This is a genomic window from Rhodococcus sp. HM1, from assembly GCF_023218075.1.
GTDB lineage: Bacteria > Actinomycetota > Actinomycetes > Mycobacteriales > Mycobacteriaceae > Rhodococcus.
In genome coordinates this window covers 41,989-63,298 of sequence record NZ_JALPTB010000039.1, presented here as the reverse complement: position 1 = coordinate 63,298, position 21,310 = coordinate 41,989, and the positions used below count along the sequence as shown (strand labels likewise).

17 protein-coding genes are annotated in these 21,310 nt (G+C 69.4%); 11 read left to right on the top strand and 6 right to left on the bottom strand.

All coding sequences use genetic code 11. The annotated features are described in order from the left end of the window. Nucleotides 1-20 precede the first annotated feature (20 nt). Complete coding sequence (locus M1M07_RS19920) at nt 21-857, bottom strand: crotonase/enoyl-CoA hydratase family protein (RefSeq protein ID WP_197251255.1); 837 nt, start codon at nt 855-857, stop codon at nt 21-23. Nucleotides 858-934: 77 nt separating this feature from the next. Here M1M07_RS19920 and M1M07_RS19915 point away from each other — a divergent pair, with 77 nt between their 5' ends. Both M1M07_RS19915 and M1M07_RS19910 read left to right on the top strand, forming a co-directional pair. After that, nucleotides 935-2,593, top strand: a complete 1,659-nt coding sequence (locus M1M07_RS19915) for an acyl-CoA synthetase (protein WP_248675297.1) — start codon at nt 935-937, stop codon at nt 2,591-2,593. 12 nt (nt 2,594-2,605) lie between these two features. Then, the gene (locus tag M1M07_RS19910; protein WP_248675296.1) at nt 2,606-3,718 is read left to right on the top strand and encodes a nitronate monooxygenase family protein; all 1,113 of its coding nucleotides are present in this window, start codon (nt 2,606-2,608) and stop codon (nt 3,716-3,718) included. A 70-nt stretch (nt 3,719-3,788) separates the two neighbouring features. On the opposite strand, the gene M1M07_RS19905 is transcribed toward M1M07_RS19910, so the two are convergent. The 3 genes from M1M07_RS19905 to M1M07_RS19895 are packed head-to-tail and all read right to left on the bottom strand — an operon-like array spanning nt 3,789 to nt 8,181. Then, nucleotides 3,789-6,347, bottom strand: a complete 2,559-nt coding sequence (locus tag M1M07_RS19905) for a multicopper oxidase domain-containing protein (protein ID WP_248675295.1) — start codon at nt 6,345-6,347, stop codon at nt 3,789-3,791. Further along, on the bottom strand, nt 6,344-7,429 hold the full coding sequence (locus M1M07_RS19900; RefSeq protein WP_248675294.1) for a hypothetical protein: 1,086 nt from the start codon (nt 7,427-7,429) through the stop codon (nt 6,344-6,346). The genes M1M07_RS19905 and M1M07_RS19900 overlap by 4 nt, the downstream gene beginning before the upstream one ends. Further along, entirely contained in the window at nt 7,426-8,181 is a 756-nt protein-coding gene (locus tag M1M07_RS19895) for a helix-turn-helix domain-containing protein (protein WP_248675293.1), read from the bottom strand. Before M1M07_RS19895 ends, M1M07_RS19900 begins: the two co-directional genes overlap by 4 nt. A 56-nt stretch (nt 8,182-8,237) precedes the next feature. Here M1M07_RS19895 and M1M07_RS19890 point away from each other — a divergent pair, with 56 nt between their 5' ends. Next, entirely contained in the window at nt 8,238-9,014 is a 777-nt protein-coding gene (locus M1M07_RS19890) for a DUF2249 domain-containing protein (protein ID WP_248675292.1), read from the top strand. A 3-nt stretch (nt 9,015-9,017) separates the two neighbouring features. On the opposite strand, the gene M1M07_RS19885 is transcribed toward M1M07_RS19890, so the two are convergent. Further along, on the bottom strand, nt 9,018-9,596 hold the full coding sequence (locus tag M1M07_RS19885) for a TetR/AcrR family transcriptional regulator (RefSeq protein ID WP_197251298.1): 579 nt from the start codon (nt 9,594-9,596) through the stop codon (nt 9,018-9,020). A gap of 41 nt (nt 9,597-9,637) precedes the next feature. After that, entirely contained in the window at nt 9,638-10,435 is a 798-nt protein-coding gene (locus M1M07_RS19880; protein ID WP_248675291.1) for a lipase, read from the bottom strand. Nucleotides 10,436-10,592: 157 nt separating this feature from the next. Between M1M07_RS19880 and M1M07_RS19875 the strand changes: the two genes are divergently transcribed. The 8 genes from M1M07_RS19875 to M1M07_RS19840 all read left to right on the top strand — a co-directional run bounded on the left by M1M07_RS19875 (nt 10,593) and on the right by M1M07_RS19840 (nt 21,301). Further along, the gene (locus M1M07_RS19875; protein ID WP_248675290.1) at nt 10,593-12,395 is read left to right on the top strand and encodes a multicopper oxidase family protein; all 1,803 of its coding nucleotides are present in this window, start codon (nt 10,593-10,595) and stop codon (nt 12,393-12,395) included. After that, on the top strand, nt 12,392-13,549 hold the full coding sequence (locus tag M1M07_RS19870) for an alpha/beta fold hydrolase (protein WP_248675289.1): 1,158 nt from the start codon (nt 12,392-12,394) through the stop codon (nt 13,547-13,549). Before M1M07_RS19875 ends, M1M07_RS19870 begins: the two co-directional genes overlap by 4 nt. Nucleotides 13,550-13,560: 11 nt before the next feature. Continuing rightward, on the top strand, nt 13,561-14,838 hold the full coding sequence (locus tag M1M07_RS19865; RefSeq protein ID WP_248675288.1) for an oxygenase MpaB family protein: 1,278 nt from the start codon (nt 13,561-13,563) through the stop codon (nt 14,836-14,838). Between the two features lie 74 nt (nt 14,839-14,912). After that, on the top strand, nt 14,913-15,968 hold the full coding sequence (locus M1M07_RS19860) for a lipocalin-like domain-containing protein (RefSeq protein ID WP_248675287.1): 1,056 nt from the start codon (nt 14,913-14,915) through the stop codon (nt 15,966-15,968). Further along, the gene (gene hmgA, locus M1M07_RS19855; protein ID WP_248675286.1) at nt 15,965-17,275 is read left to right on the top strand and encodes a homogentisate 1,2-dioxygenase; all 1,311 of its coding nucleotides are present in this window, start codon (nt 15,965-15,967) and stop codon (nt 17,273-17,275) included. The genes M1M07_RS19860 and hmgA overlap by 4 nt, the downstream gene beginning before the upstream one ends. A 9-nt stretch (nt 17,276-17,284) precedes the next feature. Next, nucleotides 17,285-18,769, top strand: coding sequence for an aldehyde dehydrogenase family protein (locus tag M1M07_RS19850; RefSeq protein ID WP_248675285.1), 1,485 nt, complete (start codon nt 17,285-17,287; stop codon nt 18,767-18,769). A 25-nt stretch (nt 18,770-18,794) separates the two neighbouring features. Then, nucleotides 18,795-20,033, top strand: a complete 1,239-nt coding sequence (locus M1M07_RS19845; RefSeq protein ID WP_197251265.1) for a CoA transferase — start codon at nt 18,795-18,797, stop codon at nt 20,031-20,033. A gap of 134 nt (nt 20,034-20,167) precedes the next feature. After that, on the top strand, nt 20,168-21,301 hold the full coding sequence (locus M1M07_RS19840; protein WP_197251266.1) for a nitronate monooxygenase: 1,134 nt from the start codon (nt 20,168-20,170) through the stop codon (nt 21,299-21,301). The last annotated feature ends 9 nt before the right edge of the window (nt 21,302-21,310 follow it).

The following is a 21,310-nucleotide window of genomic DNA, read 5'->3' as shown; positions in this document are numbered from 1 at the left end:
AGGGGGAGGGGAGGGGAGTGTCAGGCGCCGGTGAACTTCGGCGCCCGCTTCTCGGCGAAGGCGCGGGGGCCTTCCTTCGCATCCGCGCTCTTGAACACCGCGGCGCCGAGTTCGGCGTCGATGCGGAACGCCTCTTCCTCGTGCATGCCCTCGGTGTCGCGGATCGTCTTGAGGATCGCCTGGACGGCGAGGGGGCCGTTGGCCGCGATGGTGTCGGCGATCTCGAGGGCCTTGTCGAGCGCTTGACCGTCCGGGACGACGTGACCGATCAGCCCGATCTCCTTCGCCTCGGCTGCCTTCAGGTGGCGGCCCGTGAGCAGGATGTCCGCGGCGATCGTGTAGGGGATCTGCCGGACCAGGCGGACCGCGGAACCGCCGAGCGGGAACAGACCCCACTTCGCCTCGGACACACCGAATTTGGCGCTCTCACCGGCGACGCGGATGTCGGTGCCCTGCAGGATCTCGGTGCCGCCGGCGATCGCGGGGCCCTCGACGGCGGCGATGAGCGGTTTGGTGAGGCGACGGCCCTTGAGCAGGGCGGGCAGCTTCGACAGGTCCCAGCCGCCCCCGGCGAACTTGTCGCCCGGTGCCGACTTGTTCATGTCCTTGAGATCGGCGCCCGCGCAGAACGCGCCGCCCGCACCGGTGAGGATCGCGACCCGGATCTCCGGATCGTTGTCGACGCGGTCCCACGCCTCGGTCATGATCGCCATCATTTCGCCCGACAGGGCGTTGCGGGCCTCGGGTCGGTTCATCGTCACGATGAGCACATGGCCGCGCTGCTCGACGAGGCAGTGCGGCGCACGATCCGAAATGTCCGAAGTTTCGGGTGTGCCGGAGGGCGCGGTAGTGGACACTGACAACTCCTGAGGTGTTGTGAACTGGATCTCATTCAGGTCTTGTCAGAAACGGTAACACGTTCTACTTTGATGGCGTGGCCCTAAACATCGCAGACCTCGTAGAGCACGCAATCGACCTCGTCCCCGACCGCATCGCGCTCTCGGCGGACGGTCGCGAGATCAGCTACGCGCAACTGGAGGAACGAGCCAACCGGCTCGGCCACTACCTGCTCGAACACGGCGTCCAGCCGGGCGACAAGGTGGGCATCTACTCGCGCAACACCATCGAGGCCATCGAGGCCATGGTCGCGGTGTTCAAGATCCGCGCAGTGATGGTCAACGTCAACTACCGGTATGTCGAGAACGAGTTGCAGTACATCTTCGACAACTCGGACATGGTGGCCCTGGTGTACGAGCGCCGCTACGCCGACAGGGTCGCCAACGTGCTGCCGTCCGTCCCGCAACTGAAGACCCTGATCGTGGTCGAGGACGGCACCGATCTCGACCACTCTGCCACCGACGCAGTCGAATACGAGGCCGCGCTCGCCCAGGGTTCGCCCGAGCGCGACTTCGGTGAGCGCAGCCCCGACGACCTGTACATGCTCTACACCGGCGGCACCACCGGTGCCCCGAAGGGCGTCATGTGGCGGCACGAGGACGTGTGGCGCGTGCTCGGCGGCGGCATCAACTTCGCCACCGGCGAATACGTCCAGGACGAGTGGGATCTCGCGAAGCAGGGCGCCGAGACCGCCCCCCTCGTTCGTCTGCCGATCCCGCCGATGATCCACGGCGGCGCGCAGTGGGCCACGCTGCAGGCGCTCTTCGGCGGCGGCAAGGTCGTTCTGCTCGCCGAATTCAGCGGCCACGGCGTGTGGCAGACCATCGACGAGCACAAGGTCAATCTCATCTTCATCACGGGCGACGCGATGGCGCAGCCGATGCTCGACGCCTTCGCCGAAGGAAATCCGGAAACCGGGCAGCCCTACGACGTTTCCACCCTGTTCTTCATCGGATCGAGCGCGGCGCTGTTCTCCCCGGCGCTCAAGGACAAGTTCCTCGACCTGCTGCCGAACCGGGTGATCTCCGATTCCATCGGCTCGTCCGAAACCGGCTTCGGCGGAATCGGATTCGTCACTAAGGGGCAGTCGCACGTCGGTGCGCCCACGGTGAAGATCGACGCGTCCACCGCGGTGCTCGACGAGGACGGCAACCCGGTCGAGCCGGGCTCGGGCAAGATCGGCCTGATCGCCCGTAGCGGTCACATCCCGATCGGCTACTACAAGGACGAGGTCAAGACGAAGGCCACCTTCCGTGAGATCAACGGCGTCCGTTACTCGATCCCCGGCGACTACGCACAGGTCGAGGCGGACGGCAGCGTCACGATGCTCGGCCGCGGCTCGGTCTCCATCAACAGCGGCGGCGAGAAGATCTACCCCGAGGAGGTCGAGGCCGCGCTCAAGTCCCACCCCGACGTGTTCGACGCCCTCGTGGTCGGCGTTCCCGACGAGCGGTGGGGGCAGCGCGTCGCCGCGGTCGTCGCGACCCGCGACGGCGAGCGTCCGTCCGCCAACTCGCTCGCCGACGCGTGCCGCACCCTGATCGCCGGGTACAAGGTGCCGCGCAGCGTCTGGTTCGTCGACGAGATCAAGCGGTCCCCGGCCGGCAAGCCCGACTACCGCTGGGCGCACGAACAGACCGAATCCCGTCCCGCGGACGACGATTACACCAACGGCTCCGCCGCCGAGGCCGGATAGAAGGGACGGCGGATGCAGACCGACCTCAGCAGGAAGTTCGGAATCGACTACCCGATCTTCGGGTTCACCCCGTCCGAGCACGTGGCAGCGGCCATCAGCCGGGCCGGTGGACTCGGTGTCCTGGGATGCGTGCGATTCAACGATCCGGACGAGCTCGACGCGACGCTCACCTGGATGGACGAGAACACCGACGGCAAGCCGTACGGCGTGGACATCGTGATGCCGGCGAAGGTGCCCACCGAGGGCACCGCCGTCGACCTCGACAAGCTCATCCCCGCGGAGCACCGCGCGTTCGTCGACCGCACCCTCACCGAACTGGGAGTCCCGCCGCTCGGGGACGACGCCGAACACGCCACGGGTGTGCTGGGCTGGCTGCACTCGGTGGCGCGTTCGCACGTGGACGTCGCGCTCGCGCATCGTCCGGCGCTGATCGCCAACGCACTCGGTTCCCCGCCGAAGGACGTCATCGACCTCGCGCACGAACACGGCGTGCCGGTGGCCGCGCTCGCCGGTGCCGTCGACCACGCGAGGCGGCACGTCGAGAACGGTGTCGACATCGTCATCGCGCAGGGCTACGAGGCGGGCGGTCATACCGGTGAGATCGCCTCGATGGTGCTGTGGCCGGAAATCGTCGATGCGATCGGTGATTCCGCATCGGTGCTGGCCGCCGGCGGCATCGGCTCCGGCCGTCAGGTCGCGGCGGCACTGGCGCTGGGCGCGTCCGGGGTGTGGATGGGCTCGTACTGGCTGACCACCTCCGAGTACAAGCTCGGCGGAGCGGACAAGGGCCCCACCGCGGTTCAGCGGGCACTGCTCGCCGCGACCTCCGCGGACACCGTTCGCTCGCGGATCTACTCGGGCAAGCCCGCCCGGCTGCTCAAGACCAAGTGGACCGATGCGTGGGCGAAGCCGGATGCACCGGCACCGCTGCCGATGCCGCTGCAGAACATCCTCGTCAGCGAGGCGCACCAGCGGATCTCGGCGGGCAGCGACCCCGAGGTCGTCGCGATGCCCGCGGGACAGATCGTCGGACGCATGAACGAGATCCGGCCGGTGGCCGAGATCATGGCCGAGTTGGTGGCGGAATACGACAAGACCGTCGACCGCCTCGACGCGGCCCGCTAGACCCGGGGGAGGGTGCAGTGCCCGGGACGGTGAATCCGTCCCGGGCACTGATAATTTCCGATGCCGGCGATCAGGTTCGGGGGAGCACTTCGACGACGCCGTGCGCCCCCTTCTCGGCGTCGGTCATCGCGTGCGTGACGAACGGATAGCGACCCGGCTCCGGGAACTCCAGTTCGACGAATCCACCTTGCGCCGGGAACAATCCGAGGGTCTGGGCTCCGCCGGTGCCGGGCCGGAGCCGATACTCGCCCTCGGCCCACACCGTGTCGAACTGCCCACCGACCACGTGGAACGACGTGCCGCGGTCGGGACCGGCGGGCAGCACCCAGATGCGGACGCGTTCGCCGGTGCGGGCCTGCAGCGGAGCGTGATCGTACTGATTCGCATACCCGTTGAACACCACCAGATCCGGTGTTCCGGCAGCGACCTTCGCGGCGTCCACCTCGCCGCCCGGTGCACCGAGATACAACTCGGATTGCACGAGAACGAATTCGCGATCCACCGCAGGCAGATCCGGCGGATCGATGATCACCGCACCGAACATGCCGTTGGCGATGTGCACCGACATCGGCATCGACGAGCAGTGGTACAGCCACATTCCGGCGCGGGTCGCGGTGAACCGGTACGTCAGCGACTCGCCCGGCGCGATCGTGCGCATCGGACCGTCCGGGGCGAGCGCACCGGCGTGGAAGTCGATCGAATGCCCGATCGTCCCGTCGTTGACGAGCGTGATCTCGAAGACGTCACCGATCCGGCCGCGCAGAGTCGGACCGGGTGCGGTGCCGCCGAACGTCCACAGCTTCTGCGTGATTCCCGGAGCCACCTCGCGCTCCACCTCCGAGACCGCCAGCGTCATCCGGTGATCGGGCCGGGCCGCCGGTGCGGTCGCGTCGTGCGGGACGAAGCCGGGTCCGGGGTCGATCGTGAGGCTGCGCGAGACGTCCACGGTGTCCGCGGTCGCGGCCTCGTGTCCGTCGTGCGACACCGGTGCGGCGCCGTCGGCGCGGACCTGCAACGTCATCCCCATCTGACGGTGGCCGGCGACCGAGCACCAGCCGTCGACGGTGCCGCCGATCACCCCGGCATCGAGGACGGCGGACTCCCCGGGAGCGATCCGGCCCGTGCGTCTGCCGTTGGCGAGCACCAGATCGTGCCGATCCTCACCGGAATTGACGAACTCGATCACCAGACGGTCACCCGCCGGGACGTCGAGCACGGCCGGCACGAACCGCATGCCCTCGACGCGCACCTGGACCTCGGTGGTGTGCCCGGTCTCCGCGACCGCCACCGTGTCGATACTCGAAATACCCACGGCCGCCGGGTCGGCCGCGACACCACCGACCGCGGCGAACACCACCACAGCGACCCCTGCGGCCGCGATGCCGAGACGCCGCGCCGCGGGCACCGGTTCGCGCACCGCGGGTGCGGACGGCACGCCCCGCATACGACGGGCCGCCAGCACCGCGCGCACGACCAGCGGCAGGAACGACGCGAACGCCACCAGCACCAGCATCGAGCACACCACGCGGACGAGACTCGGTACCGGCAGCACACACAGCACCAGGCCCACGTTCGCGACCGACAACCGCCAGGGGGCACCGCGTTCGAGTTCGGCCATCGCGGCCTGCACCGCGGCCCGGCCCCCGATGACCACGGGAATCAGGTAGGTGAGGGCGCCGAGCAGCACCTGCGCGACGAACCCCGCGAGCAGCGCCGCGGTCACCGCACCCGCGACCTCGGTGGCCTCGAACGGGGTCGCCGCGGTCGCCAGGCCTATCGCCAGGTACAGCAGGACACCGAACAGCCACAGCACACCGGCCAGCGCCGACAGCGTCGCGAAGTCGCCGGGATGCTTGCGCCGGATCTCGTCGAGGTGCGGCTCCAGCACGTAGCCCGCGGCGACCAGATAGCCCAGGACACCGGCGGCCGTGACGACGGGCAGCCCCGCGACCGCACCGGCGACCCCGACGGCGAGCGCGGCCAGCAGCACCGGCAGACCGCGACGCGCGGCGTCCTCGACACGCTGCGCCATGCGGGTGCGCAGCATCGTCGGCCACAGGGTGACGAGGGTGCCGAGCACGGTGAGGCCCACCCAGCCCAGGACGTTGATGCCCGCGTGCGCGAGGACCATCCGTTCGTGTACTTCGCCGGGCAGTCGCGAATCGGCCATCGCCACACCGATTCCCGCGCCGACCGGCAGCATCGCGGCGGCGGCGACGTAGTAGCGCACGGTGTGCCCGAACCGGGACGGCAACGCCGACCGCAGGCGGCGCAGCAGCGTCGTGCCGTGCCACAGCGCCGCGATCGCCACGACGCATCCGCCGACCAGCACGGCCGGCCACCATCCGGAGATCATCCCGGCGACCACGGCGACCGCACCGGCATTGAACACCAGCAGGCGCGCGGTCTCGGCCCGCCGGGACCCGGTCGGCCGCCGCAGCAGCGCGTCGGTGAAATGACCGCTCCAGATCAGGATCGCGTTGCTCACCGCACCGAGCGCGAGCACGTGCACGAGCAGCCAGCCGGACTGCGGAATCCAGCGGTGCCCGACAGACACGACGACCAGCGCCGCGAGCCACGCGACGACGACCGATCCGGCACGTAGGTGCCAGCTCCCGCGCTCGTTCATGCCGGAACCTCCTGACGTGCGGGCCGCAGCGCGGAGCCGGCGGCGACCACGACGAACGCGAGGATCGCGACGATGCCGAGCGCACCGCCGACCGTGACCGCCCACTCGACGCCGCGCACGTCACCGACCGCGACGCGCAGCAGCAACGACAGGTGCAGCAGCGCCTCCGGTCCGTACATGAGCGGGGTGTACGGCAGCGGGCGCCGCACCACCGCCGGAAGGATCGCCGGGGCGTGCGCCATGATCATCGAGATCACGAACCCGAGCATCACCGAGTGGACGACGGCGTCGTAGCCGGGACCGGAGGGGACGGCGCCGACGAGAAGCCAGGTCAGCGCCGGGACCGCCAGCCAGGCGTATCCGGCGAGCAGGCACACGGCCATGTACCGGGCCAGGCCGGTGGCGCGGACGGTGCGGCGCGCGACGTCGAAGCGCACCAGCCAGGCGACGAGAGCGAGCAGCGAGGCGCCGAGCAGCGGATACCCGGCCGACGGCCACAGCAGTGTGCCGACGGTGCCCGCCACGATCGAGCCCGCGATCACGACCAGCAGGGGTTCGGCGGGGGTTCCCAGTGTCGCGACCCGGGCGAGTTCCAGGCGCTCTCCGGCGATGGTGAGGATCAGGAACGTGCACAGCCACGGGAGCAGTTCGGGGACCGGGACGTGCGCGAGCCACAGCAGTGCGGCTCCGGCCGCGAGGACGGCGCCCCCGGCCTGGACGAGGACCGCGGGGTCCGCGGCTCGCCGCCACAGCGGCACGTAGATCGCGACGAGCGCTACGGTGCCCGCGAGCAGTAGCAATCCCGAAATTGTCTGGGGTGCAGGGGACGCCATCACGATTCCGCCGGCACCGAGCAGAAGTGGAGCGAGATATCCGGCGCGGCGGCCCAGCGCGACCGCGCGTTCGAGCGCGACGACCGTCCCGACGAACCCCAGCACCAGCAGAATTCCGTGGATCTCGGGCAGGCGTGCGGTGTCGACCGGGGCGGGAAGGCCGAGCAGCAACAGTGCGGCGTCGAGGCCGACGAGCAGTGCCAGCCCGCCCGGAACCAGCAGCAGCGCGCGGCGCGGAACGGGATTCATCGCGACGTCCCTTCGTCGGCCGCCCGCTCGTCGGCCGCCCGCTCGTCGAACAGAGTGGGACCAGGGAACGCCGGATCGGGTAGGAACAGCCGGCATGCCCCGGGCTCGGCGAACGGGAGCAGGTCCAATCCCGGTCCGGTCGCGGCACCCAGCTCCTCGAGCACGCCTTCGACGATGCCCAGGTGGACCTGGCACACCACGCTGGGGTAGCGGCGCGCGGCGTCGAGCAGGGGACACTGCCGCAGTGCGATGCCGCCCGCGTGGCCTCCGTCGTGCGGATCGAACCCGAGCCGGGCGAGCAGATCGAGCACCGCTCGGTGCGGATCGGCCGCGTCGCAACCGGATTCGCGCGCGAGCTCGTGACCCCAGTCGCGTCCGGCGGCGCGGGCGTCGGCTTCCGGATCGAGGCTGGTGCGCGCGATGTGTCCGGCGAGGGCGGTGGCGAGTCCCGCGTACTCGCGGCTCGCACTCGTCGGGTCGGCGGCCGGGGTCGGCCGGTACAGCTTGGCGGGCCGGCCGCGTCCGCGGGCGGGTTCGGTGGTGGTTTCCACGAGAGCGTCCGCGACGAGCGCGTCGAGGTGTTCGCGCACCGTGTTGGGGTGCAGACCGAGGCGTTCGGCGATGTCGTTGATCCGGGTGGGGTCGTGGGCGCGGACGTCGTCGAGGACGGTGATCCGCTGCGGCGACAGCGCCGGGAGCGACGCCGTCGCGGGCGTCGGTCGGGGGCCGAGAAGGAGATCACTATTTTCCACGGAAATAACTGTAGTAAATTGACGGGTGATCGGCCACCTGCACAAGGAGAGTGGAAATGACCACCGACAACGTCGTCGTCGCGGCCACTGCGGAGGATGCGCACGCCGTCGACGCCATCAGGAACCATCACGCCGAGATCGCCGGGAGAATCGCGTATCTGACCGATGCGCTGCTCGACGCGGCCGAAAAGAACACAGGCTTCGAGGTCGCGCGGCGCGCCGTCGTCGACTACCTCACCGGCACCCTGTTGCCGCACGCGATCGCCGAGGAGCGGGCTCTCTACCCGGCCGCGGCCCGCCGCGTCGACGCGAAGCTGCTCGTCGAGTCCATGATCGCCGTGCACCGGCGTATCGCGGCGCTCGTCGACAGCATCGAACGCGAGGCGTCCCCGACACGCGCCGCGGCCGCCGCGTATGCGCTGCGCACCATGTTCGATGCGCACCTCGTCGACGAGAACGATCGGATCCTGCCGGTGGTCGCCGCGGACCCGGACGTCTCGCTCGCCGGTGCCGTCGAGGGCATGCACGACCTGCTCGGCGCCCACGACGACCAGGCGTCCGAACAGGGGTGCGGGGGTCACACCTGCACGTGCGGGGAGAAGGACGAACCCGATCCGGTGCTCGACGTGCGCGAGATTCCGCACGCGATCCGGCACGCGACGGTGTTCGGTGCGTTCGACGCGGTCCCCGCCGGCGGCGCACTCGTCCTGGTCGCCCCGCACGACCCGCTTCCGCTGCTGCATCAGCTCGCCGAGCGAACCGGCGGCCGATTGGCTGTCGACTACGAGGAACGCGGACCCGAGGCGTGGCGGTTGCGGCTCACCCGCGCGTGACCGTCACCGGGCGGTGAGGACGGCGAGCAGTTCCTGGATCTCGTCGATGGTCGGGGTGGCGAGGCTGTCCCGGCCGTAGACGAATCCGATGCCCGCGTACACGAGTGTTCCGGCGCGCACGCGGGCGGCGCGCTCGTCGAAACCGAGTTCACGGAAGGCATTTTCGACCACGGCCATGATCCGCTGATCGAGTGCGCGCACGGACTCGGCGACCTTCGGGTCGGTGCGGGCCCACTCCCGCACCGCCACCTCCGCCGCCCAGGCCCGATCGTCGACGAGCATCGTGCCCATCCGCGCCAATCGCTCACGGACGGGCAGCTCTTCGAGGCTGGTCAGCCCTCGGGCGGCGTCGTTCTCCTGCGAGGCGTAGCGGGTGGCGATCGCCTTCATCAGTTGATCGATGTCGTCGAAGTGCCAGTAGAAGCTGCCCTTGGTGACGCCGAGTTCCTTGCAGAGCCGGGAGATCTTCACCGCCGCACGGCCTTCGGTGACGAGAAGCCGCAGTCCGGCCTCGGTCCAATCCTCGAGCGAGAGCCGTTTCCGTCGCTCTGCCGGACGTCCGGTCTCCGACGGCTGGCGCATCACGTCAACCACTCCTTCGTCTGTCTTCGACCGCGTCGAGCCTACACGCCGCCGTGCTCGACCGCGTCGAGGGCGAGAGCGCGTGCGAGAGGATCGCGCGGCAACGCGAAGTGTCCGGCGCAGTTGCCGGGGTCGCGTTCCTGCAGCGTGACGACGGTCGTGCCCGGCATCGACGCACCGGTGGCGGGGACGACGAACCCGTCGCACGTCGAGACGATGTCCGTGTACCGGACACCGTCGGTGACCGGCCCGCGAGCGTAAAGGTCGCGCAACAGGTCGGATCCGTGAATCACCTCGCGGCAGCCCGCACAGACCGGATCGATCACCGGCTTCTCGAGGCTCAGCACCAGGTCGTATGTCCCGATTCGGCGGCTGACTTCCTCTGCGGCGGCGAGTCCACCGATCTCGGTGCCGTCCCAGATCGGGCCGAGCGTCGTCAGCGACCGTACCGACCGCGATCCGTGATCCTGCAGATAACGCTGGACGACGAGACCGCCGACGCCGTGGGCGACGACGTCCACGGTGCCGGCGCCTGCGAGGGCGGCGGCGAGGTCGCGCGCACCGGCATCCACTCCGCGCAGTCCCGCGAACGGCACGGGAACGTCGGCGGGTTCGGGTGCGCCCCAGGTGATCGCCAGGATGCACCGGCCGGCGGTCCCGAGATCGGCGGCCAGTTCGTCCCAGGCACCGGCATCGGATGCGATGTCGTGGACCAGTACGACCGGCGGCGTTGTCGGCTCGGCACACGGGTCTGCTGCCGGGGTCGCGGTGGCCGCGGCGGGGGCGCACAGGCCGGCCGCCGCGGCCAGGATCCATGCCCGGGCGAAAAGTCGTCGCACAGTTCTCCTTCGAGCGTCACCGGGGGAGCGGCGCGACCTCATCGTGCCTGGTCGCAGCGATCTTGACTGAACCATACCCTATGGTACTGTGTGGCTCGGATCACGACCGGCCGCCTTTCCCATTCGTCCGCGCAGGGCTCGTCATGGAAGCTTCTCGATGCGAAAACTCAGTCGCAGAACACTTCTCACGGGAATCACCGTGGGGGCAGGAGTCGGCGCGACCGGACTTCTCACCGGTCGTGCGACCGCCGACGGCCCCGACATCGGCCGGCCCCTGCTGTTCCGTTCCCCGACCCTCGCACCGTTCGTCGACGAACTGCCGGTGCTCGAGCAGGTCGGTGGATCGACGATCGAGATCGACGCCGTCAGCTCCACCCACAGCTTCCACCGCGACCTCCCGCCCGGCGCGACCCTCGCCTACGGCGACGGCTATCTCGGTCCGGTCATCACCGCGCACCGCGGCCAGCCCACCGAGGTCCTGTACCGAAACCGGTTGAGTGTCCATCCTTTCGCTCCCGACTTCGACACCACGCTGCACGGGCTGAGCGAACGCGACCGCGTCGAGATCCCGACCTCGCTGCACCTGCACGGCGGGGTCACCCCGCCCGCGTCCGACGGTCACCCGGAGCTGGTCTCGAGACCCGGTCAGGGCATGACCTACCGCTACCCGAACCGGCAGGAAGCCGGGATGCTGTGGTACCACGACCACGCGATGGCGGTCACCCGGCTCAACGTCTACGCCGGGCTCGCCGGCATCTACCAGCTGCGCGACGAGTTCGACACGGGCGAGGCCGGAAACCCGCTCGGCCTGCCCTCCGGCGAGTTCGACCTGCCGCTGGTGCTGCAGGAGAAGATCGTCAACAGCGACGGTTCGCAGTCCATCCGTTCCACCCCGATCGTGCCGCAGGGTCGTTGGGAGGGCGGCGCCGTCGGAGACGTCGGCGTCGTCAACGGCAAGATCTGGCCCGAGGCTCGCGTCGCGCGGGGTCTCTACCGGCTGCGCCTGCTCAACGCCGCCTCGTTCAGTGTGTGGGACCTGAGTTTCTCCAACGGCATGGTGTTCTGGGTCATCGGCATGGAAGGCGGACTGCTCGACGCACCCGCCGCGACCACCCGGATCCGGCTCTCGCCGGGCGAACGTGCCGACCTGCTCGTCGATTTCGGGTTGCTCGAAGCCGGTTCCACCGTCGAACTCCGCAACACCGAGGACGCCGCCCCCCAGGCCGCGCAGATCGGCGCGGTGCGGATGCCGGTGTTCATGCGCTTCCGGGCGGAGGCGGTGCGCGGATTCGCCGGTCCGGTTCCCGCGACCCTCCGTGGGGGAGCGGGGCAGCCCCACCCCGTGGGTCCGATCCCGCAACCGCAGGTCGTGCGGAACGTGTCGTTGAGCCAGCCGTCGGACGTGCGCCTGCCGCCGTCGATCATGTCGCTCAACAACCTTCGCTTCCACAGCGACGACATCGAGATGCCGCGGCAGGGCACCGTCGAGCAGTGGAACATCGTCAACGCCACCCCGGACCCGCACCCGGTGCACCTGCACCTGGTGACCTTCCGCGTCCTGGGGCGGCAGGCGATCAACACCCTCGCGATGTGCGCGCGCCAGCCGCAGCCGCCGCTCGGGATCAAGTGGACCCCGGACCCGGATCCGTTCGTCGTCGAGCCGCTGCGCGGACCGCAACCGTGGGAGACCGGATTCAAGGACACGGTCATCTGCGACCCGAACTCGGTGACGCGGATCGTGGTTCGATTCCCGACCGCCGAGGAACTCGGCTTCGACCCGGACGCCACCTTCGCCACGGACCTGGTCCAGACCATCGGCGACGTCGATCACGGCCACACCGAGCAGGCAGCCCACCGGGAGCACTCCGACATGCACACGCTGCAGGGCTACGTGTGGCACTGCCACATCCTCGACCACGAAGACCACGACATGATGCTGAAATACCGGACGGTGACATGACTTCCACGACCGAGATCCGCGACCACTTCCAGCGCATCCCGTACGAACCCGCGAACGACGGCCGCGTCGAGATGCATTCCGGACTGAGCCGCCACTACCCGACTCTGCACGCCAATCTGGTGGCGGAAGAAGGATATTCGACCGAAGTAGGGGTGATCATGTGTCATCCCGCATCGAACTTCCTCAGCCATTTCCTGCTGAAGGCGATCGCCGAGCAGGGCATCCCCGCGATGGGGCTCAACACCCGCTACGCGTCGAACGAACCGGCGCTCATCATGGAGCGCGCCGCCTTCGACCTCGGCACCGGGGTGCGCTGGATGGCCGACGAACTCGGCTTCGAGAAGGTCGTGCTGCTCGGGTTCAGCGGCGGCGGCTCGCTCGCCTCCTTCTACCAGTCGCAGGCCGAGAACCCGACCGTCACCGAGACTCCCGCGGGGGATCCGGCGCCCTTCGCGTCGGCCGGGTTGCGGCCCGCCGACGCGCTGATGCTGGTCGGGGCCCACCCCGGCCGGGCGCGGGTGCTGCGGCACTGGATCGACGGTGCCGTCGTCGACGAGGCCGATCCGTACCTCACCGACCCCGACCTCGACCTGTACGCGCGGACCGCGCCGCTCGACCCCGAGTGGGTGCAGCAGTACCGCGACGCGCAGCTGGCCCGCATGCGCCGCATCGACGCCTGGGCGCTCGACCAGCTCGACGACCTGAACCGCACCGGCGCCTCCGACCGCGGCTTCGTGGTGCACCGCACCGTCGCCGACCCGCGCTTCGTCGACCTGACGATCGACCCCAGCGACCGCGAGCTCGGCAGCATGTACGGCGATCCGAAGGCCGCGAACACCGCCGCCGGCGGGCTCGCCCGGTTCGTGACCGTCCGCAGCTGGCTGAGCACGTGGAGTCCCGACCGCACCAACGCCGACGCGCTCACCGACCTGCGGTCGGTGCACGCCCCGACGATGGTCATGAGCCTGCTCGGCGACCAGGCCGCGTTCGCCGAGGACTCGCGGCTCATGCACGCCGCGCTGCCCCGCGACGCCGAACTGATCGAGATGCGCGGCCTCAACCACTATCTGGTGGACCAGCCCGGCGGGCTGAACGACGTCGTCACCCGCCTCGCCGCCTGGATCCGCCGCACCGTCCTCGACGATCGGAACTAGGAGGTCCCGGCATGACCGGCACCATCGCGCGTGAGACACCCGACGAGATCGACCGCTGCCCGTCCGCGTTCCCGTACTGGGAATCCGTTGCGACCGAACGTGTCCAGCGGATGCGGCGACTCGTGTTGAAACTCACCGGTTTCGACATCCTGCCGACCGACGAACAGGCCCGCGCCCTGTGCAACGACCTCTACAGCGGTGACCCCACCGCGGAACGATTCGTCGAGGAGGTCTACCACGGGGAGACCGGGCCGAAGCGGACGCGCGAAATGCTCGAGATCGCCCTCGCCGACGGCATCGACGCGGTGCCCGACGCACCCGAGTCGATGCGCGCGCTGTTCGAGGAGTTCGAAACCGTGCCCGACTGGGTGCAACCGGAACTCGTCGAGCAGGGCGCGGCGATCTGGCGACGCTGGGGCACCATGCTGTTCAGCTTCGCCGGCGCCGAAACCCTCGAGATCTACACCGAGGCCGCGGTCGCGACACCGCTGTCGCTGGCCGGTGGCTACGCCGGGGACAACGCGCTGCGCCGATTCCTCGAAACCTGCCGCTTCTGGATGGACGTGTCCGAACCCGGCGCGCTGCTGACCCCCGGATCGAAGGGCCGCGCCACCGCACTGAAGGTGCGCGTGATGCACGTGTCCGTCCGCTCCCGGGTGGCGAACCATCCCGAGTGGGACCAGTCCAAGTGGGGTCTGCCCATCAGCCAGACCTACATGATGCTCACCCTCATCGCCGGCAGCGTCACCCCCGGCCTGGCGCTGTGGGTGCTCGGGTACCAGACCACCCCGCGGGAGATCCGCGCACTCATCCACTTCCAGAAGTACATGGGCTACCTGCTCGGGGTGCGACTGCGCTGGTACCCGGAAACCATCGGCGACAGCCTGCGGGCACTCGCGACCACCGTGGTGTCCCGCTCGCACGACTCGGGAAAACACGGCAAGGAACTGATCGAGTCGTACCCGCAGGCGTTCGCGCCGCGCGACGGACACCGCGGCCTGACCCGCCTGCGCGAGGCCTACAACTTCCGCATCAACTCCGTGTACTCGGCGATCTACATGGCGCCCGGCACCCGCCGCAAGTACTCGATGCCGAAGGTGCTGCCGTGGTTGATCATTCCGATCGCCCGGTTCCCGCTCATCACCGCGATGGAACTGGCCCGCCGCTTCGTCCCCGGCGTCGCCGAGGTGCACGAGAAGATCATGGTCGCCCACCGCGAGAACTGGTACCGGGCTCAGATGCAGGGACGCGAAGCACAATTCGACGCCAGCGGCGCACTGCGACGCTGACACCGCCCCAGCGGCGCACTGCGACGCTGACACCGCCACTACTGGGGACACCGCCACCACTGGGAAGGGACACTGTGGCTGCACTACAGATCGTCGAGGCCTGGAACGGACCGGGCCGACGCGACGGCGAGATCACGACCGTCGCACCGAGCGACAACGGAGCCCATCCGTCGACCGACAAGCACGCCTTCGAACACTGGTACTTCGACGCACACCTCGACGACGGCCGCATCGTCGTCGCGATGCTGCAGACCCGGGAACTCGTGCACCGCAAGCCCGGTGTGGAGATCCACGTCTACAGCCCGGACGGCAAGCGCCGCGAGGTGGTCCGGCAGTTCACCGACGAGGATCTCGCGGTGTCCACCGAGAAGTGCGACGTGCGGGTCGGAACGAACTTCGCCCGCCTGACCGGCGAGGAGAACGGCCTGCCCGTCTACCGGGTGAAGGTCGCCGAGGGTGATCTCGGGTTCGATCTCACGTTCACCGCCGAGGTACCGCCGTGGATGCCCGGTCGCGGGCAGACCAGCTACAACGACCGCGAGTTCTTCGCCTGGGTCGTCGGCGCGCCCCGCGCGAAGGTCGCCGGCACGGTGACCGTCGACGGCGAGACCACCACCGTCGCCGGCCGCGGCTACCACGACCACAACTGGGGCGTGGGCGACATGAAGCGGATCATCGACAAGTGGTACTGGGGCCGGTTGTACACCGACGACTTCACCCTGGTCTACGCGATGGTGCACACGCAGAAGAAGTACGGCAATCACTGGTCGCAGCCGGTGATGGTCGCGCGCGGTAGCGAGGTGATCGTCAGCAACGGCGAGGTCGAGATGACCGAGGGGCCCACCGTGTTCGACCCCGTCGCCGATCGCACCTACCCGACGTGGCTGCGGATCCGCATCCCGGATGTGCTCGACGTCAGGCTGGACGTCCGCGAGATCGTGCACGCGCACAACCTGCTCGAGGACATTCCACTCGCGGCGAGCCCGCTGATCAAGCCGATCGTCAACCGGCTCATCGGCCGGCCCGGGTACTTCCGGTTCCGTTCCGACTTCTCCCTGTCGGTGTCCGTCGATGGCCTGACCCAGGAGCGGCACGGCTCGACGCTGCACGAGATGGTTGCCCTGACGTGACGGCCGGTTCGGTGGACCTCGACTACCTCCACGGGTTCGGCAACGAACACCACAGCGAGGCGATCGAGGGGGCGCTGCCGTGGGGCCAGAACTCGCCGCAGCGCGCCCCGTACGGGCTCTACGCCGAACAGCATTCCGCGACGGCGTTCACCGAACCACGCGGAATCAACAGGCGCACCTGGACGTACCGGATCATGCCGTCGGCCGCGCACCCCGCGTTCCGGCGCATCGACGACGGGAACTGGGCGTCGGCGCCCCTGACCGGGGGACTGGTGACCCCGAACCGGCTGCGGTGGGATCCGCAGCCGGTCCCCACCGCGGGACGCGACTTCGTCGACGGCGTCACCACCTACGCGGTGAACGGGGACGTCCTCTCCCGCACCGGGATCGCCGTGCACCTGTACGCGATCACCGAGTCGATGACGGACCGGTACTTCGTGAACGCCGACGGCGAGATGCTGTTCGTGCCGCAGGACGGGGAACTGCTGCTGTGCACCGAGTTCGGCCGCCTGGCGGTCGCGCCCGGTGAGATCGCCGTCGTCGGACGTGCCGTGCGGTTCCGGGTCGAGCTGCTCGACGCGGCCGCCACCGGATACGTGTGCGAAAACTACGGTGCCGCATTCGAACTGCCCGAACTCGGACCGATCGGCGCGAACGGCCTCGCGCACGCCCGCGACTTCCTGTACCCGACGGCGTGGTACGAGGACCGTGTCGGCACCTTCGAACTCGTCCAGAAGTTCGGCGGGCACCTGTGGGCCACCGAACTCGGCCACTCGCCGCTCGACGTCGTCGCGTGGCACGGCACGCACGGCGCGTACAAGTACGACATCTCCCGGTTCAACGTCATGACCACCGGCGGCTGGGACCACCCGGACCCGTCGATCTTCACCGTGCTGACCTCGGCCACCCCGATTCCGGGGCAGGCGAACGTGGATTTCGCGGTGTTCCCCGAACGCTGGGTCGTCGGCGAACACACCTTCCGCCCGCCGCACTTCCACCGCAACGTCATGACGGAGTTCATGGGACTCGTTCGTGGCAGGCACGATTCGAAGGCCGAAGGGTTCGTTCCCGGCGGCGCGTCGCTGCACAACCAGTGGGGCGCGCACGGACCGGACCTGGAGACGTTCGAACTCGCGAGTGCCGCGGAACTCGCCCCCGTCAAGCTCGAGAACACCATGTCGTTCATGTTCGAGACCCGGCTGCCGCTGGCCGTCACCGACACCGCCCTCGCGGCGGCCCACCGTCAACCCGACTACGACTCGTCGTGGTCAGGACTCGCTCGTCGTTTCGCTCCGCCCTCACCCTAGGAGTTCAAGATGACCGAAACCACCACTGCCCCCACACCGCATCCCGTCGTGGTGCCGGAACCGTTGCTGCGCATCGGCGGCCGCGCCGTCCCCGCGCGCTCCGGCGCGACCTTCACCTCCGTCAACCCGGCGAACGAGGAACCGGTCGCGCAGATCGCCGCCGGTCGCGCCGAGGACATCGACGCCGCCGTCGACGCCGCCCGGGCCACCTTCGAGGACGGCGCGTGGTCGCAGATGCCCGGCGCCGAACGCGGCCGGATCCTCTCGCGCGCAGCCGATCTCATCGAACAGCACGCACCCGAACTGTCCGCCCTCGAAACCGCCGAGATGGGCAAGCTGTACGCCGACACCGTCGCCGGCGACATCCCCGCCGCGGCGGCCTCGTTCCGGCACTACGCCGGGTGGGCCGACAAGATCGCCGGCGAAGCGATCCTGCTCCCCGACGTGGGACCGCAGCACCGCTTCGGCTACACCCTGCGTCAGCCGCTCGGCGTGGTCGGCGCGATCACCCCGTGGAACAACCCGACGGTCGTCGCCGCGTGGAAGGTCGCCCCCGCGCTGGCCGCCGGGTGCTCGGTCGTCGTCAAGCCCGCCGAGGACGCGTCGCTGTCCACCCTGAAGCTCGCCGACCTGCTCGCCGAGGCGGGCGTGCCGGACGGCGCGTTCAACGTCGTGCCGGGCCTCGGGCCGGAGGCGGGCGCCGCGCTCGCCGCGCACGAGGGCATCGACAAGATCACCTTCACCGGCAGCCCCGCCGTCGGCAAGACCATCACCTCGCTCGCGGGTGAGAAGTTCCGCAAGGTCACCCTCGAGCTCGGCGGCAAGGCGCCCCAGCTGATCTTCCCGGACGCCGACCTCGAGGCGTCGCTGCCGTGGATCGCGATGGGCAACTTCTACCACCAGGGCCAGGTGTGCGCGGCCGGCACCCGCGTCATCGTGCACGAATCGATCGCCGACCAGGTCGTCGAGGGACTCGTCGAGTTCGCCCGCGGAGCCGTCGTCGGTGACCCCTTCGACGCGGCGACGACGCAGGGCACCATCGTCAACCGCAAGCAGCTCGATCGGATCCTCGGCTACATCGAGAAGGGTCGCGCCGAGGGAGCCGAGCTGCTGACCGGCGGCGGGCGGGTCGGCGACCGCGGCTTCTTCGTCGAGCCCACCGTCTTCCGCGGGCACAACGAGCTGACGATCGCCCGCGAGGAGATCTTCGGTCCGGTCGCGACCGTCATCACGTTCAAGACCACCGAGGAGGCCGTGCGGCTGGCGAACACCACCAAGTACGGGCTCAACGCGTTCATCTTCAGCCAGAACCTGTCGACCGTGCACAGCGTGATCCCGCAGCTTCGGGTCGGTACCGTGTGGGTCAACGGCTGGGGTGTTCCCGACCCGAGCCTGCCCTGGGGCGGACGTGAGGCCAGCGGTATCGGGCGTGAACTCGGCCGCAGCGGTCTCGAGGCGTTCACCGAGGAGAAGACGGTACACCTCGGGTACTGACCCGCGAGACGAACGGAATACGGCAGTGACACAGCACGACTCGGCGCAGCAGAACTCGGCGACGCAAGCGGGCGCGCTCGACGGGATCAGGGTGCTCGAACTGGGCACCCTGATCGCCGGGCCGTTCGCCGGGCGGCTGCTCGGCGACATGGGCGCCGACGTCATCAAGATCGAGGACCCGAAGCGTCCCGACCCGCTGCGCACGTGGGGGCAGGGCGAGAAGGACGGGCACCGGTTCTTCTGGACCGTCCACGCCCGCAACAAGCGGTGCGTGACCCTCGATCTGCGGTCGCCCGAGGGACAGGACCTGTTCCGGCGACTGGTCGCCGAGTCGGACGTCATCGTCGAGAACTTCCGTCCCGGCACCCTCGAGAAGTGGGGCCTCGGCTACGACGTGCTGTCCGGGATCAATCCCGGCATCGTGCTGGCCCGCGTCTCCGGTTACGGGCAGACCGGCCCCAAGGCGGGACAGGCGGGATACGCCTCGGTCGCCGAGGCGGAATCCGGGCTGCGGCACCTCAACGGCTACCCGGGCCAGGCCCCGCCGCGGCTGGCGCTGTCCCTCGGGGATTCCCTGGCCGGCATGTTCGCCGTCCAGGGCATCCTCGCGGCGCTCGTCTCCCGCGCACGCACCGGCCGCGGGCAGGTCGTCGACGTCGCGCTCACCGAATCCTGCCTGGCCATCCAGGAATCGGTAATTCCCGACTACGACACCGCCGGTGTGGTGCGTGGACCGTCGGGAACCCGCCTCGAGGGCATCGCCCCGTCCAACCTGTACCGCACCGGCGACGACATGTGGATCGTCATCGCCGCCAACCAGGACACCGTGTTCCGGCGGCTGTGCGCCGCGATGGACCGCCCGGAACTGGCCGACGACGTGCGCTTCGCCGATCACCTCGCGCGCGGCGTGCACCAGGACGAACTCGACGACCTGATCGGCGCGTGGGCGGCGCAGTGGAAGCTCGACGACCTGCTCGAACACCTCGCGGCAAGCGGGGTGGTGGCCGGACCGGTCAACACCGTCGCGGAGGTCGTCGCCGACGAACAGTTCCGCGCGCGCGGCATGCTCGTCGAACACCACGACGAGCGCACCGGCTCCGAGGTTCTCGGTCCCGGCGTCGTCCCGGTGCTCGCCGGAACCCCCGGCGGCGTGCGTCGTGCCGGTGCACCGATCGCCGGCTACGACAACGCCGCGGTGTGGGGCGACCTGCTCGGTCTCACCGAGCAGCAGCAGGCGGAGTTGAAGGCCGCCGGCACCATCTGACCGCCTCGCCTCCCCGGGTGGCAGAAAGCCGTCACCCGGGGAGCGAGTGGACGAAGGGCCTCCCTATTTCGACGCGTCGCAACTAGAGTAGAACACGTTCCAATATGCGACTCGCGTCCTCGAAGGAGTGCCGAATGCACACCCCGCTCTGCGACGAACTCGGAATCGAGTTCCCCATCTTCGCGTTCACCCACTGCCGCGACGTCGTCGTGGCCGTCTCCAAGGCCGGTGGCTTCGGCGTCCTCGGCGCCGTCGGGTTCACGCCCGAGCAGCTCGAAGTGGAGCTGAACTGGATCGACGAGCACATCGGCGACCACCCGTACGGCGTCGACATCGTGATCCCGAACAAGTACGAGGGCATGGACTCGAACCTGTCCGCCGAAGAACTCACGAAGATGCTGCAGTCGATGGTGCCGCAGGAGACTCTCGATTTCGGACGCAAGATCCTCCTGGACCACGGCGTGCCGCTGTCCGAGGACGGTGACGATAACGCGTTGCAGCTCCTCGGCTGGACCGAGGCCACCGCGACCCCTCAGGTCGAGGTCGCGCTGCAGCATCCGAAGGTCACTCTCATCGCCAACGCGCTGGGCACCCCGCCGGCGGACATGATCGCCCACATCCACGACTCCGGCCGCAAGGTCGCCGCGCTGTGCGGCTCGCCGGCGCAGGCCCGCAAGCACGCCGACGCCGGCGTGGACATCATCATCGCGCAGGGCGGCGAGGGTGGCGGCCACTGCGGTGAGGTCGGGTCGATCGTGCTGTGGCCGCAGGTCGTCAAGGAGGTCGCGCCGATCCCGGTGCTGGCCGCCGGCGGCATCGGCAGCGGCCAGCAGATCGCCGCCGCGCTCGCGCTGGGCGCGCAGGGCGCGTGGTCCGGTTCGCAGTGGCTGATGGTCGAGGAAGCGGAGAACACCCCCGTCCAGCAGGCCGCCTACGCGAAGGCCACCAGCCGCGACACCGTGCGCAGCCGCTCGTTCACCGGCAAACCGTGCCGCATGCTGCGGAACGACTGGACCGAGGCATGGGAGAAGGAAGGCAACCCGAAGCCGCTCGGAATGCCGTTGCAGTACATGGTGTCCGGTATGGCGGTGGCCGCCACCCACAAGTACCCGGACGAGACCGTCGACGTCGCGTTCAACCCCGTCGGCCAGGTCGTCGGCCAGCTCACCAAGGTCGAGAAGTCCTCCGCGGTCATCGAACGCTGGGTGCAGGAGTACCTCGAGGCGACCGGCACGCTCGAAAAGTTCAACGAGGCCGCGACCGCCTGATCTCCGCCC

What these genes read in the sequence shown, in the direction of transcription:
- M1M07_RS19910 (WP_248675296.1), top strand. Translation starts at nt 2,606, where the DNA reads ATGCAGACCGACCTCAGCAGGAAGTTCGGAATCGACTACCCGATCTTC.
- M1M07_RS19865 (WP_248675288.1), top strand. Translation starts at nt 13,561, where the DNA reads ATGACCGGCACCATCGCGCGTGAGACACCCGACGAGATCGACCGCTGC.
- M1M07_RS19900 (WP_248675294.1), bottom strand. Translation starts at nt 7,429, where the DNA reads ATGAATCCCGTTCCGCGCCGCGCGCTGCTGCTGGTTCCGGGCGGGCTG.
- M1M07_RS19890 (WP_248675292.1), top strand. Translation starts at nt 8,238, where the DNA reads ATGACCACCGACAACGTCGTCGTCGCGGCCACTGCGGAGGATGCGCAC.
- M1M07_RS19885 (WP_197251298.1), bottom strand. Translation starts at nt 9,596, where the DNA reads ATGCGCCAGCCGTCGGAGACCGGACGTCCGGCAGAGCGACGGAAACGG.
- M1M07_RS19905 (WP_248675295.1), bottom strand. Translation starts at nt 6,347, where the DNA reads ATGAACGAGCGCGGGAGCTGGCACCTACGTGCCGGATCGGTCGTCGTC.
- M1M07_RS19870 (WP_248675289.1), top strand. Translation starts at nt 12,392, where the DNA reads ATGACTTCCACGACCGAGATCCGCGACCACTTCCAGCGCATCCCGTAC.
- M1M07_RS19840 (WP_197251266.1), top strand. Translation starts at nt 20,168, where the DNA reads ATGCACACCCCGCTCTGCGACGAACTCGGAATCGAGTTCCCCATCTTC.
- M1M07_RS19875 (WP_248675290.1), top strand. Translation starts at nt 10,593, where the DNA reads ATGCGAAAACTCAGTCGCAGAACACTTCTCACGGGAATCACCGTGGGG.
- M1M07_RS19850 (WP_248675285.1), top strand. Translation starts at nt 17,285, where the DNA reads ATGACCGAAACCACCACTGCCCCCACACCGCATCCCGTCGTGGTGCCG.